This window comes from Xenorhabdus sp. BG5, assembly GCF_015163665.1.
Lineage (GTDB): Bacteria > Pseudomonadota > Gammaproteobacteria > Enterobacterales > Enterobacteriaceae > Xenorhabdus.
In genome coordinates this window covers 113434-127908 of the sequence record NZ_JADEUG010000001.1, presented here as the reverse complement: position 1 = coordinate 127908, position 14475 = coordinate 113434, and the positions used below count along the sequence as shown (strand labels likewise).

Genomic DNA, 14475 nt, shown 5'->3' with positions numbered 1-14475 from the left:
CTTTTTACATAAACAATCAAACGCAAATGCCTTTCTAAATTACTTATTGAAAAGATTACATCGAAAGTAGAGTAAATCACGAGGATATCAAAAGTGATCAGATCATTTACAAAAGCAGATATGGATGCGGTTCTATCTATTTGGGTGGAAGCTTCTATCAAAGCTCACAATTTTGTAGCAGCTGAATTTTGGCAATCACAAGTAGAAAACATGAGAAGTATCTATATTCCTGCTTCAGAAACTTATGTCTATGTACAAAATTCTAACGTTGTCGGCTTTTATGCGCTTCAAGAAAATAGTTTGGCTGCAATTTTTGTATCACCAGATAAACAAGGGCAGGGAATTGGCAAGGCATTAGTGAATGATGCCAAAAATAGAAGGACTGAACTCACATTATCTGTTTATCAACAAAACCAAACAAGTTATTCATTCTACTTATCGCAAGGGTTTTATGTTGTCAGCGAAGAAGTCGATGAACACACCGGATGCCAAGAGTATTTTATGTGCTTAAAAAGATAGATTTAGGCACGGCAATGAAATCCAGCTCTTCTCTTGATGATTGTTATTCAAACTATGCGTATAAAATAAAGGCGTATTGTGTTTTATTTTTAAACAAAAGTGCCAAAAATACGGTATACTGTATTTTTATACAGACATAAATGATAATGGGTCATTTAAGAATGGATTTATATAATAGCGCTAACATTCTCGACTCAAATTTTTGAGTCGAGATTTAGTGTAATAAACTTGAATAGGGTTTATTTACATACCATACAGATAATTTTTGCTTTCTTCGCCAACATCTTCACGAACTTGCTTCAGCGCTTTAGCATAAGATTTCAGCAGTTTCAGCGTATAGTTAACGCGGCTTTCAAATTCCTCATCGCTACAAATCAGATCTTTTGAAATCAAACTTTCACCTTGACGAAAGACTAAATGGTCAGGCAAGAAACAGACATGGTTATTTTTAAAACCTGTCATCCTTAATTCGCAAAGAGGATAAACACCGTTAATTCCACTTGATACACCCGCCAATAATGCTGGTTTATGGCCTAGTTCTGCTATAGAACAATACAATAAAAGGTTCTTCAATGCTGGAGTTGACATTCCATGCCATTCTGGAGTCACAAAGATAAATGCTTTACTCTCTCTTAAATGTTGTGCAATTGGCTGCCAGGGATGAGATTCCGCTGATATATCTGTTGTATAACCATCATGTAGTGGCAATTCTACATTGGAGAGCTCCAGAAGCTTTATCTCAGTAAATCCATATTCGCTACTTAATTTTTGCAAATAACGAGCTACACGTTGGCTGCGAGAATCTGGGCGTTGACTACCTGAAATTATAGTAAGTTTCATTGATTTTCCTGTTATTCATTAGGTTGTAGAATTATCGGATTTTTTGTCTGATCCCGTGGAATCGAAAGCCAAACAGCAATAATGATGGTGCATGCCCCTAGCATTTGGAGCAAGGAAAAAGTTTGCTTTAGAAATATATACCCTAAAATACAAGCAGATAGAGCACTAATAAACCCCAAAAAAGAGATTGTCACAACAGGTAGTTTTTCAATCCCTCGAAACCAAATGATATAAGAAAGTACTGCACCAACCATGCATAAATAGCTGTAGCCGAGAATATTGGTTACGGTAAGATGTTGTGGTAAACCTTCTATGGAAATAGCGACAGGCAATAACATTAATCCTCCAAGCGTTAATTGCCAGCCAGTAAAACTGAGTAATGACAAATTGGTAGGGCGGTTCCAATATTTAGTCAGCACAACGCCTAAAGCCATACAACTGCATCCCGCGAAGCCCGCAATAACGCCTTGCCAATTTAGGCTGGTGGTTGAATTTAATACCAATAAACTAATTCCGATAACACCTAATATGGCTGAAATAATGTTTTTTATTGTGAGGTAGGTTTTTAATATGCAAGTGCTTAACAAGATAACAATTATGGGTTGGCAAGCCACGATTAATGATGCCGTTCCACCTGGGAGATATTCCGCTGCAACAAAGAGAAAATAAAAGAAGGCACCGATATTAAGTAAGCTCAATATCATAATACGTAACCACCAAATGCCTTTAGGCATGGTACGACAAATCAACAGTAATAATATCCCGGCAGGTAACGCTCTGATGGTAGACGCTAGCAAAGGCATGTTGGGTGGCAATACTTCTGTCGTAATAATGTAAGTGCTTCCCCAAACAATTGGAGCCAATGCAGTCAGTAACATATTCTGGATAGATCTAATTTCTGACATGTTGCTGTCCTTCTAGTTTTTTCATTTTTTACCCTATGTCTCTCTCTGTCAATGCAAAGGTATATTTATTAAAAGTATCTTTGTGTAAAGATAAATTAAAATAATGGCCTAATTGATTTTTATCAAGTATCTTTTCGTCAAAATAAATGAATAGGGAAAAAGCATGAAGTACGATCACGTTGACCGATTACTGATACAGTGGGAACAGCAGCGTCCAGACCTTGATCCGTCGTCAATGGGCGTCATTGGGCGGTTATGTCGCATAAACAAAATTATTGAACAACGCTTGCAACATGCTTTCAAAGAACATGGCCTAAGTGGCATAGAGTTTGATATCCTTGCGACACTACGACGTAACAACATACCAATTACACCTACTGAGTTATATCAATCCGTTATGTTAACTTCTGGAGCAATGAGCACTCGTATTGAGCATATGGTACAGCGAGGATTAATTGGGCGTATTGCTAACGAAGAAGACCGACGTAGCTGTAAGGTTTTTCTGACACCAGAAGGAAGGGCCTTGATAGACAAAGCAGTGGAAAGTCATTTAGAGAACCAAAAAGCCATTCTCGAACCACTAACGGCAACGCAACAAGAACAACTTGCAACACTGCTGCGACATTGGTTACTGGATAGTGAGTCAGCGAGTGATTCGCCCTGATATAAATCAGGGCGAGATAGAACGAGGAGAAGATATTAGAACTTAATATTAACTCTTGCCCAATAAGTACGTCCAGGTTCGTTGACTGCCGTATTACCGGAATAACCAAAGCCTTGATTCCCCGCTAAGTTAAGGTGTTCGCTATAGGTTTTATCAAAAATGTTGTCAACACCAGCACTGACTTGAACGTTTTTGGTCACCTTATAGGCTGCATTGGCAGATAGAATGGCGAAGTCTTTACTACGATCAAAGTCTTTGCCTACAACGTTACCTTCATTGATTGCCACTCGATGCTGGCTATTTACCAGGCGCAGCAAACCACTGCTAGTCCAATCGCCATGTTCCCAGGTCAGGCCGAAACGAGCTTCCAAAGGTGGGATCTGCGGTAGTGGGCGATGATTAGTGGTATTTTGCGCCCAGGAATATGCCAGGCTAGCATCGGTTTTCCAATTTTCGTTAAACTTATAAGCAACACCCGTTTCTCCGCCCATAATGGTGGCATCCACATTACCGGCCACCGCATTTTTGTTGCGATAATCGAACAGGATAAAGTCATTCACTTTACCCACATACGCTGATATCCAACTTTTCAGGCGGTTATCGTTATATTGTGCACCAATATCCAACTGGGTCGTTTTTTCGGGTTTGATATTAATGAAAGCATTGGTGCCCGCTTTACCCGAAACCAGCTCCCAGTAATCAGGAAAACGTTCGGTATAACCAATGCCAGCATAGAGCATCACCGGAGATTCTTTCAGGTTATGTTCAAGCCGAATAAAGCCAGCAGGCAGGGTTTCTTTACGTTCTTGTTGAGTAGTATATTTATACGCTGTTGCACGATCTAATCGCGCACCACCGACAACTTTACTCTGTGCAGTTGCATCCCAGGTTAATTCACCAAAAATACCGTAATCACGGAAACGGATATTTTTCACCCAACCATTTCTTTCAGCTTCAGCCATCTTACGATCGGTATTGGTACGGTGAATATTAGTTTGCATATCCACACCGCTCTGTAACTTGAAATCTTCCCACATCCAAGTTCCCATCATACGGCCACCCATTGTCATGCGAGAGGGTTCTGAGGCCATTTTCATTTTTGAATGGCGCATGGAATAGTTATCCATCACATGGTCAGTGTCGTTGTAATAAAAATTGGATTCGAATTTGTCAAACACTTCGCCAATGTTGGATTTTTCAAAACGCACACCAAAACTTTTGCGCTTGAATTGGGAGCCATCCATACCTCGCGTAGCGTAACGTGCTTCACCATCACCTTGTCCAGCGCTTAACTCCAGTAACGTATTTTCATTAGGTGTCCAGCCCAAGGCGATATCGGTATTCCATTTATCCCAACGGGAAGGAACGCGTTTTCCATCACCATCTTTATAATCATTGGAACGAGATTTATTGCCAATTAAACGGATATAACCCAATTCATTGCCAATACTGAGATCCGCATTACCATCCCAACGACCATGAGAACCCATCACTGTGCTGACATTACCTTGAGCGCCAAATTGTTCAAACTGAGGGCGAATACGCTCGAAATGAATCGTTCCCGCTGAATTACCCGGCCCCCAAAGTACGGTTTGTGGGCCTTTGACTAAACTCAAAACATCATAACTTTCTGGTGAAATATAAGAACTTGGTGCATCCATACGTCCACCACAAGAGCCTAGTATTTCACTGTCATCAATTAACATTCTCAGACGAGAACCAAACATGCCACGGAATACTGGATCGCCGTTAGTGCCACCGTTACGGATCTGCGAAAAACCCGGAATGGTTTTTAAGTAATCAGAACCATCACTAGCAGGTATTGGTTGGCGAGGTGTTTTTAGTGAAGAAGTTACCTCAAGTGGTGAAACTGCTGGAGCAGTTACAGTGATCACAGTTTCATTATCGTGATCATGAGCAATGTGTTTTTCTTTTGTTTCTTTGGTATTGTCAGCCCAGCCACTACTTGGCATTGTGAGTGCGATAGCTAAAGCTGCTGGCAGCGGTGATATACGAAATAGTTGTGTAGTAAACATAAAAAATCCCTTAATTAGCAACATTGCCATGCAAACTGCATAAGGCAAGGAAAATAAAATGGTTTATTTCAAGCAGACAGACTAATTAAAGGGTGGGGCGCGTGGTTGTGATTCGCCGTAAAACAGCCGAATAACCGGGCCAAAGAAGCGCGATACTGGTGGTGTTCGGGATACAATTAGTGTCAGTAGAATGAAAGGAACAAAACCACCTGCTAATAATGGCAGATTAATCAGAAGCTGGCAGTAACCACAAGCAATATCATCCATTAATCCCATATGAACATGATCCATACCATGGTGATTCATGGTGTGTTTCGATGGCATATCAGACACAGACATGCTGTGATTTATTTCGCTTTTTATTCCTTCACGGTGATGCTCCAGTGTTTTTGATACCACCGGTGCAATGAACAACATCAAAATCGCCAGTAAGGCGATGATAACGGGTGTTCGGCTTTGTGAGAGGCGAAAAAGCGATAACAAGCTAATGATCCGGATCAATTTCTACGATTGAGAGCTAATCTTACTGCATTTGGGGTGGGGGTTGTCCAAATATTTTTGATTTCACTGGAACGCTGGATTTATCTGTTCTCATCTATTCTATTCAAAGAAGAACAGCTTTTGCAGATACCATTATTATGGAAATCCTCTGTCTATTGTCAGGCCCGCACTTTCTCCTACCCATATTCCCGTAACCCATTCTCCATTGCATTTAAAATAAAGAAAAAATAAATCACTCTTGTAAACATTAATGATAGAAATCTAAAACATGTTCTATCATTCATAACACACATCCTATTTTTAATAAGCTTAATGGATATATATAATTTAATATGGAATGAATAATGTGTGATATATTTAACTTACCGTGTAATTTTACTCTTATTCATTAAATTTAATTTTTCCTGATATGCATAATGAAAAATAATTATCAGCTGATAACCAAAAGTTATCGGTTGATAATCGCTTGCACATTTAGCTCACATTAAGTGTATTTTTCGTAGAATCCATATGTGCAATACTAATAATTTTATCTTGAAATTGTTTTTATTTTTTATTAATTTTAAATATTATTCCATTCAGTATTGTATTTAACGGATAATAATAGGATCTTGTAAATGATTCGATTAATATAAAAACAGGAAATGTTATGACTGACAATAGTACTAGAACCGATCTTTTCTCGCCTACCAAATTAGGGGAAATGGAACTTGCTAATCGTATTGTTATGGCACCTTTAACACGTGCTCGTATGAATGAGGAAGGTGTCCCAAACGAACTTAATGTTACATATTATGCTCAGCGTGTGAGCGCTGGTTTAATCATTTCAGAAGCAACTAATATTTCAGCACAGGGATGCGGTTATGCTATGACTCCTGGTATCTGGACAGAAGATCAGGTGGCAGGATGGAAAAAAGTCACAGATGCTATTCATGCTGCTGGTGGTAAAATTGTAATGCAATTGTGGCATGTCGGTCGTTTCTCACACGTTGATCTTCAACCAAATAAAGAAGCCCCAGTAGCACCATCTGTTATTAAAACAGACGGTAATGTTTTTACCCGTCGTGGCATAGAAAAAGCGTCCATACCGCGCGCACTTAGAACCGACGAAATCCCTGATGTTATTGAGCAATACAGACATGCGGCAGAATGTGCTAAACGTGCAGGGTTCGATGGCGTAGAAATCCATGCTGCTAACAATTATCTATTGGAGCAGTTTCTGCGTGATTCAACTAACCATCGCACCGATCAGTATGGTGGTTCAATTGAAAACCGCGCCAGATTAATTCTCGAAGTTGTTGACGCGGTAACCCATATTTGGGGTGGTGGACGGGTTGGTATTAGATTGTCTCCAGTGACAACAGAAGTAGGAAATACTCCGCTTGATAGTAATGTGATGACTACATATAGCTATCTGATTCAGCAACTCAATAAATTCAAGCTGGCTTATCTCCATTTTGTTGAAGGAACAACAGGAAAAAGCCGTGATATTCCTGAAGGTGTTGATTTGGATGAACTAAGATCGTTGTTCGACGGAGCTTATATTGGTAACAACAATTATAATCTTGAAATGGCGATTTCCCGTCGTGCGGAAGATAAGGTAGATGCAGTTGCATTCGGCCGCCCGTTTATTTCAAATCCTGATTTGGTAGAGCGTTTACGTTACGGGATTGAACTGGCTGATATCAATAATGACGCTTATTACGGTAATGGAGCAAAAGGATATACCGACTGGTTGAAGGCGAATTATTAAATTTATAGGCGGCTTAGCTGGATAATTTCAGCAGAAGCAGTGGCAGGTGCAGTGGGGCACTATTCACGACTCGATGTTACCTGCCTTTTTGTAGATAAAACCCGACGAAGAGTAGATTATGAAGAAAAATCCTGAAATCATTAAAGCACTCGATGAACTTTTAACACCATTTGATAAACATGCTCCCGGTGTTGTCTACATGGCCAAATATGATAACGGATTAACTTATCAAGCCTCTATAGGCTTAGCTTGTTTAGAATCACATAAGCCACTTTCAATAGGAAGTGTCTTTAATATCGCCTCAGTTTCAAAACAATTCACTGCATTTACGCTCTTATTATTAGAAAGTGACGGTTATTTATCGTTAGATGATTCAATCACAAAATTCTTGCCTGACTTAGGTAGCTATGCAGATCCTGTCACTCTTCGCCACTTAATCTATCATACTGGTGGACTCGTTGATTATATGGAGCTGGCTGAATCGATTGGTATTAATGAACAAGATCCGTTGACAATTGAACAATCATTGCATCACTTATATGCGCAATCTCAATCTGTATTTGCGCCAGGGACAGCATTTGAATACAGCAATACTGGATACTTTTTATTAGCGCAAGTAGCTGAAAAAGCCAGCGGGATAAAACTGAGTGAATTCAGTCAAGAACGTATTTTCAAACCCCTTGGGATGAAAAATACATTCATTGTTGATGAATATCCAATCGCTGTCGAATTTGCACGAGCATATAACCAGAAAGACCAACTTTTTGAATCGCCATGGACACATACAGGTGATGGGGCGGTACACTCAACTGTTGGAGACCTCATGTTATGGGGTGAAAATTTATCTCACGGTAGGGTTGGTGGAGAATCATTAGTCCAACGCATGACTCAGGCATTACCAAAAATAACATCTACTGGAGACAGGGTAAAAAACTATGAAACTTATGCATTTGGCTTAGAACATCACAACCACTTAGCGGAGCCTAGTCTGGAACACTCCGGTGAATGGGCTGGTTACAGAGCTCATTTTATACGTTTGCCAAACTCATGTTTAACTATTGCTGTACTAAGTAATCAAGCGGACCTTGATACTCAAGAATTAAGTTATAAGATTGCTGATATATTGCTAAATGCTCCGAAGTCGCCAGCGATATTCTGCGCGAGAAAATTGGGGCTGAGAGCGGGGGCGTACTCATCATTAATAAGTACCAGATTTATCAAATACGAAGTTGGATGATATGGATGGAATTAAATTGTATTTAACATAATATAGATTATGCGAACCAACGTAGCTTTTAAAAAAGTACTGAGGTTTGACCCTGAGTACCCGATCTTCCATTCACTAGCCGACTAAAAAACTCACCCTCCAAAGCCCCCAGTTAGCGAAATATGCACATATACAATCATGCACTGAAAAAAATTTATCACATGGTAAACACTTATACAAGTACAAAGGTACAATTACATGAATGTTTACCTATAATGAGCCAATATAGGTTGACTAATAGAAAGGCGAACTCAATTATGACAACACCTAAACGTACAACTATGGCTATTGTTGCCGACAGAAAATTGAGGCTTGAACGATTAGCGATAGATGCCAGTCATGTGGCAGGAAAATCCATATCATGGACGGACCTTGTTAACCACTTGATTGATAATTATGCAAAAGACGCAGCTAAGGACTTGATTCATGCTGTTAAACAACAGACTCAAAACTAACTGCAAATATAGACCGGAGTGGCTGAAAGCCAGAAGATAACCTTAGACTACCCCCGTAGTACCCCCGTAGTACAGCACGGGGGTCGCCTTCGGCGATGGCACCATGTAATACTCACTTTTAAAATCAAATAAACAATTATTACTATTAATTAACCAAAAATTTATGTCTAATAAAAATATTTCTATTGCTACACTCACCATAGGTAATGCAAAAATAAAAGTTGAAATCCATAAATGCATATATGAACTTGTATCAATATATGGAAGAGAAAATAAAACAATCTCAATAGACTCAAAGGCATCAGAATACATAGATGATGCAATAAGAGAGTTTATTCCTGAAGGCTCTCAAATTGTAACAAGAAAACAAATTAAATTTATACAATCTATCTCAGAGAAATTAAATATCCAACCAAGTTGGAAGCAATTGCGTAACATCAAATTTGCTAGTGAATTTATAGACAAAAATATAGATGAGTTTAAAATTAAAAGTTCGAAAAAACTACAAACCGAAGCTGATAATAAAGAGAAAATGAGAAATCATATTGCAGATCTCAAGAATAAATATTTTAAAAAACAATCCGTCTAATAAGTGATTGTGCCCACTACGTGTTCACAACCACCTTGACCAAGTGTCTTTATCTAAGTGTCGTACAAGTGTTAAATCGGAACCCTAAAGGGACCCCCGATTTAACACTTGACGATTTTAATAATGGTACCTAGGTTTAATTTTTTGAAAAATCAATAAAACCATTCAACAGGCTTATTGTGCACAGGAAATACAATACCTTCAGGATCGTAACCATGCAGTATCTTAGAAATAAGACGCTTCACTTCGCGCCGTTCCGGTCTGGTCATCACCAAATTACGATACCAAAAAGGTGATTTATTAAACCATTTTTTACAGCGGCTAAATCGTTTACCTACTCGACGATAGGACTTTAATCTTCCATTGGGAAGATGATCACGAATTTGGCTCTTTACAGACATAAGATATCACCTAAATAATTTACTATTTAGAAAATATCAAGTTGCTCATACCCGTTAATCTGTTGCATATATTTCTGTCCTAAAATGTTCAATACCCTACTCTCTAATCCCAAGTATATCAATGGATTGATTCATAGCAAAATAGAAACGTTAACATTGCGAGAAATGTTATTCATACTATATACTACCCTCTTTCACCAACCTGCGAAATATGTAATTCTAAAAATCTTTTTACAAGATCGGCGGAATTGACAAATGGTGTCTCCAGTCACGCCGAAGAGCCTCCTTCCATATCCTCCCTAAAGGGCATAAATTCACACACCAAACGAACAATGTTCGTTTTTTTATCGGGTTTACGTCATAAAAATAACGTAATGACGTCATTAATCAAATTGCCCTGGGTTCGTTCTCTATCAAATAAAACAAACCTGTCATTCATCCAAAATTAACCTCATGATTAAAGCATTATATAAAGCGCGCGCTTCTGGGCATCATCCGATTCAGAACTAAATAGCCAACCAATCAACGGAACACGGGACATAAACGGAACGGCACTCTCTTCATTTGAAGAACGATCGTCAATAAGTCCCCCCAATAACAACGTCTGCCCGCTATTCAGATGTACTGTCGTCTCAATCTGGCGCTGATTCGTAATGATATCACTGGCACCAGTTAAGCTGCTGATACTGTCCGCCCTGACATGAATGTTCATGATCACCACATCAGAAGACGTGACAATCGGCGTGACCTCTAAAGAGATTCCCACATCATGCCGTTCAATGGTCTGAAACGGGTTATTCACGCTGGCAGCTTCTCCTGTCACCTTACCCGTGACAAATGGCACATTCTGACCCACTGAGATATAGCCCCGCTGACCGGACATCGTCAGGATACGGGGCACAGAAAGAACAGATGAAGCACTGTCCTTCTGAACCGCCTTAAGAGAAAGTCCCAACACATTACCGTTAAAAATCCCGAACGATCCCCCCGCTGCCGAGAGAACCGACGCCAGCCGATCCGTATTCATCCCTCCGGCAACCGTTCCCGTTTGGGAGCCTGCCGAAAAACTAAAATCAAAGGCCTTACCTTCCGTGGTTTCAAACATCAGCCCCTCTATCAAAACCTGATCGCGGGGCACATCCATATCGGGTAAAACGTTTTTTAACTCGTCATGCAGTGATTCAGGCGCTGTCACAACCACAATATTGGAACCCTCGAACGGGAACGCTTTCACCCCCGATACACGCCCGGATTTCAAATAGATATCAATCACCGGTGCCAAATCCTTAGCCCGAACATAATTAATCTTGTAAGTCCGTGTCACCAGATCAACTGCCTCATGAGGCAACATCTCGATGGCCATAGGAAAAGCCTCATGATAGAGAGCCTCCGATTCAACCTGCTCAGAAACGGGCTGATACTTACCTATCACGGCAGGCTCACCCGGCAAAAGATCGTACCCATTAGCCCGCAACACAGAAACAAAAAAATCGGTCATGTTATCTTTCGTGACATCAGCAGAGTAAACCGTAATTTCTCCCTTAACCTCCGGTGTGATCACAATCGCCTGAGCCGAGGCTTTCGCATACCATGCCACAAAATCCCGCAATGACGCATTATTTAATTCAATACGCTCAGACCAGGCAAAACAAGAAAAGGTGACCGAAATAAACAAGAAGACATTAACAACCGATTTTTTCATTTTGAGTCTCTTTAGAGATAACAACGTGACACGCATCCATAAATTCAACGTTATAACCATGCTGGACTAATTCTTTAGACGTGAATTTATTACCCTTCGCATCAGAAAAAACTAAATTAATCTCAAACTCATAACGTGAAGAGGAGATAATTTTAAATTCATTTAATGGAAAAACTTTATTTTCTTTAGTTTCTTTTATTTCAGAATCCGCAATGGGATTAACAGTCTTGTCCTGATGAAAGTAATGAAACACAATACTCATTAAGAAACCAACAATAAAAATAAAAATACGTGAAAAACGCTTGAAATAAATTTTTGTCAGACGCATATAAAAACCAAAATCACGGGAGCAAGCATAACGACCATGGGATAAATACGGCGTCAAATAAGAATAAACGCCCTTTTCACAATTATCAGAAAACGTCTGTTTTGTATCATACGCAGAATATAAATCACGGCCTGTATACGTCCAGCGCTCAACGGTCATTGACTGGGACGAATCCCCATATTTCACAATACCGACATGAATTTTCGGCAACGGCAATTTATCTCCTGTCATCAGGCTGTAAACCGACCCAATAAACGGGATCGTTATCTTATCTAAACGGCGGCAATACACGACATGTTCAGCAAGGGCTAAACGCGCCTGCTTATCCATAATCGATAGATCCTGAATTAAGAAAATAATATCCCAGCCCAATTTGCGGGCATGAAGAAACCAGTCAACCACTGCCTGCCGTTGTTTGTCCGACCACGAACGCGAGTTAAACCACGTACCGCACTCATCCAACACCAGTAAACCGTTTTTGTTTTCATCATACGAATCATTGCCCCGCCCAATGCACTCAAGGTCGGCCAGAGCGGGCTTATCAGGAATGCGCATCACACGCGGTGATTGGGCAAACCGTCCTACACGAGGCAGATTAAACACCCGTAAATCCAGGTTGGTAGCCACTTTACATCCTGAGACTATCTTGTCCTGGATCTTCCCCACAGCGACCAGCGTTTTTCCGGCACCTAATTTTCCTGTCACTACGTAAACCGCCATCAGGATTTATTCCAGTCAAGGTAAGAAATCACGCGGTCTTTTACGTCAAAAATAAACACCGCCGCTTTCAACGAAAATATCGCATATAAACAAGGCAACGCATTAGATGGCAAAATAGATGAAATTGCCCCGCTAATCTCAGGCGGCAACACGGCAACCAAATCAGAAAGATAAGAAATTAATAAACTATTCAGGCCAACAATCAGCCCCAAAAAAAGACCGATAGCCAACGCAATGCGGGCAATGCCCAACGTAAAATACTTGGCTAAATAGCCAATTAAAAAAGACAGCAGCCATCCTAAAAACCGAATTAATGCCGGTATCCCTAGTAACGCAGGCATGATTACCCCTTATTACGCAGAATAGACGTGAACGTGTCATAAATAGTCACAAACGTCCAAAAATAAAGAATAAAAGAAAAGATATTTTTAAACATATCAAGGTACTTACAGTCAATCGTAAATTCATATTGCTGACCTTCACCAAAAATAATCGGCCTGCATTCCGTGGCAGAAGGCAAGGCAGGAAATAATCCTCCTTTCATAAAATTATCAATTAAAGAAGATTTATCCCCATTGCCTATTTGAGACATATAGCCCGCTGATTCTTGGAATTCCTCCCCAACCTGACCGTTGCCATTAATTAAACCGGACACACTGTCAATATGATTATTAAATACCGCCATCAACGAAGACGATGAAGATTCAAATTCCGATGTCATATCCGATTTAATTCGTAACGCATCATACTCTTCTGTCAGGGCATTTTTGTTCGCATTTGACATCCGTTCATAATCAAAATCCCCTACTGAACCACTTACCCCATTGCCACCATGACCAGTGGAGCCATTATCTTTATTGCCAGAAGCGGTATTACCGCTGTTACCAGAAGAATGATTATCACCATTAGCAGAACTCGAAGAACCCTTATTTCCCCTACCAATGGCATTCATATTTGCCCTAACTTGTATGGTATAAGAGTTCGAACTTTCGTTTGATGACTGTACAAAAAGACGAGACTCATCACAACGTGTTGTGTCGGTATCCTTATCATAAAGACAAACCTTACTCGGATCGTAATGCGTGTGATGAAGCTTTATTTCATATTCATAATTAATAAAGTCAGGCGATGAAGGGACTATCTTTTTTTCATTAAACCGATACGATATTTTTTGCTTAAGAGTATTTAACCGAACACGATGACCATAATCATCAGTATCATTAAACCATAAATCAATCGGAATATAATTCGATTTAATAACATTAAGTATGGCGGCCAGCGCAACCGTGTCCGCATTATCCCCCAGAATATATCCACCTTCCGTTTGAGTATAAATAGAATGTGCATCATCAATAACATCAGTAAATACAACCCCAGAGGGCATGACAACCTTAGACAGATCAGGAACATCGACAAATTGACCCACTTCCAACGGAGTTAATTCCGCGTTCCCATCTGATACACCAGAAACGCCCCCAAAATTACCCCCGTTACCCTTTGCCCCTGATTCATCAGCTCCATCACCGGAGCCTCCTTCTTCAATTGCGCCAACAGGTGTCCAATCCCCATACCAAGAGCCATCAGCAGTGCCTATGGATACACCCGAAAGCGAATAGAGACAGCCCTCAAAATTAACGTAGCGTGTGTTGCCTTCCTTCCAGACATTAGTCATATCACCCTTAAAGACAGCCTTAGATTTACATTGTGCATCAGTCAAATTAGACGAATAAGAGAAAAAAGGAACGATCAAGAGAGACAAAAAAATAAGCCGCATATAAACCTCTAGATCAAAAAA

15 protein-coding genes are annotated in these 14475 nt (G+C 40.0%); 6 read left to right on the top strand and 9 right to left on the bottom strand.

Going from position 1 to position 14475, the window contains the following annotated elements:
• Positions 1–93: 93 nt before the first annotated feature.
• Positions 94–519, top strand: a complete 426-nt coding sequence (locus IQ209_RS00580) for an N-acetyltransferase (protein ID WP_193848005.1) — start codon at positions 94–96, stop codon at positions 517–519.
• A 243-nt stretch (positions 520–762) separates the two neighbouring features.
• On the opposite strand, the gene IQ209_RS00575 is transcribed toward IQ209_RS00580, so the two are convergent.
• A complete protein-coding gene (locus IQ209_RS00575) occupies positions 763–1359 on the bottom strand; it encodes an NADPH-dependent FMN reductase (RefSeq protein ID WP_193848003.1) in 597 nt (198 codons plus the stop codon).
• Positions 1360–1370: 11 nt separating this feature from the next.
• Positions 1371–2264, bottom strand: a complete 894-nt coding sequence (locus IQ209_RS00570) for an EamA family transporter (protein ID WP_193848001.1) — start codon at positions 2262–2264, stop codon at positions 1371–1373.
• A 163-nt stretch (positions 2265–2427) separates the two neighbouring features.
• On the opposite strand from IQ209_RS00570, the gene IQ209_RS00565 reads away from it, so the two are divergent.
• Positions 2428–2928 (top strand): MarR family winged helix-turn-helix transcriptional regulator, encoded by a 501-nt coding sequence (locus IQ209_RS00565; RefSeq protein ID WP_193847999.1) that lies wholly within the window; start codon positions 2428–2430, stop codon positions 2926–2928.
• Between the two features lie 35 nt (positions 2929–2963).
• Here the strand turns inward: IQ209_RS00565 and IQ209_RS00560 are convergent, their stop codons facing one another.
• Positions 2964–4964 (bottom strand): TonB-dependent copper receptor, encoded by a 2001-nt coding sequence (locus tag IQ209_RS00560; RefSeq protein ID WP_193847997.1) that lies wholly within the window; start codon positions 4962–4964, stop codon positions 2964–2966.
• An 81-nt stretch (positions 4965–5045) separates the two neighbouring features.
• On the bottom strand, positions 5046–5447 hold the full coding sequence (locus tag IQ209_RS00555) for a DUF2946 domain-containing protein (RefSeq protein ID WP_228005635.1): 402 nt from the start codon (positions 5445–5447) through the stop codon (positions 5046–5048).
• A gap of 667 nt (positions 5448–6114) precedes the next feature.
• Between IQ209_RS00555 and IQ209_RS00550 the strand changes: the two genes are divergently transcribed.
• From IQ209_RS00550 to IQ209_RS00535, 4 genes are all read left to right on the top strand, one after another.
• On the top strand, positions 6115–7218 hold the full coding sequence (locus IQ209_RS00550; RefSeq protein WP_193847995.1) for an alkene reductase: 1104 nt from the start codon (positions 6115–6117) through the stop codon (positions 7216–7218).
• A gap of 118 nt (positions 7219–7336) precedes the next feature.
• On the top strand, positions 7337–8455 hold the full coding sequence (locus tag IQ209_RS00545; protein WP_193847993.1) for a serine hydrolase: 1119 nt from the start codon (positions 7337–7339) through the stop codon (positions 8453–8455).
• Between the two features lie 287 nt (positions 8456–8742).
• Entirely contained in the window at positions 8743–8940 is a 198-nt protein-coding gene (locus IQ209_RS00540; protein WP_193847991.1) for a hypothetical protein, read from the top strand.
• A gap of 163 nt (positions 8941–9103) precedes the next feature.
• Entirely contained in the window at positions 9104–9529 is a 426-nt protein-coding gene (locus IQ209_RS00535; RefSeq protein ID WP_193847989.1) for a hypothetical protein, read from the top strand.
• A gap of 152 nt (positions 9530–9681) precedes the next feature.
• On the opposite strand, the gene IQ209_RS00530 is transcribed toward IQ209_RS00535, so the two are convergent.
• The 5 genes from IQ209_RS00530 to IQ209_RS00510 all read right to left on the bottom strand — a co-directional run bounded on the left by IQ209_RS00530 (position 9682) and on the right by IQ209_RS00510 (position 14454).
• The gene (locus tag IQ209_RS00530; RefSeq protein WP_193847987.1) at positions 9682–9930 is read right to left on the bottom strand and encodes a hypothetical protein; all 249 of its coding nucleotides are present in this window, start codon (positions 9928–9930) and stop codon (positions 9682–9684) included.
• A 457-nt stretch (positions 9931–10387) separates the two neighbouring features.
• Positions 10388–11632: a secretin N-terminal domain-containing protein gene (locus IQ209_RS00525; RefSeq protein WP_193847985.1), complete on the bottom strand. Its 1245-nt coding sequence runs from the start codon at positions 11630–11632 to the stop codon at positions 10388–10390.
• Positions 11613–12680, bottom strand: coding sequence for a zonular occludens toxin domain-containing protein (locus IQ209_RS00520; RefSeq protein ID WP_193847983.1), 1068 nt, complete (start codon positions 12678–12680; stop codon positions 11613–11615). The genes IQ209_RS00525 and IQ209_RS00520 overlap by 20 nt, the downstream gene beginning before the upstream one ends.
• The gene (locus tag IQ209_RS00515; protein WP_193847981.1) at positions 12680–13021 is read right to left on the bottom strand and encodes a minor coat protein; all 342 of its coding nucleotides are present in this window, start codon (positions 13019–13021) and stop codon (positions 12680–12682) included. Before IQ209_RS00515 ends, IQ209_RS00520 begins: the two co-directional genes overlap by 1 nt.
• A gap of 2 nt (positions 13022–13023) precedes the next feature.
• A complete protein-coding gene (locus tag IQ209_RS00510) occupies positions 13024–14454 on the bottom strand; it encodes a hypothetical protein (protein ID WP_193847979.1) in 1431 nt (476 codons plus the stop codon).
• Positions 14455–14475 lie beyond the last annotated feature (21 nt).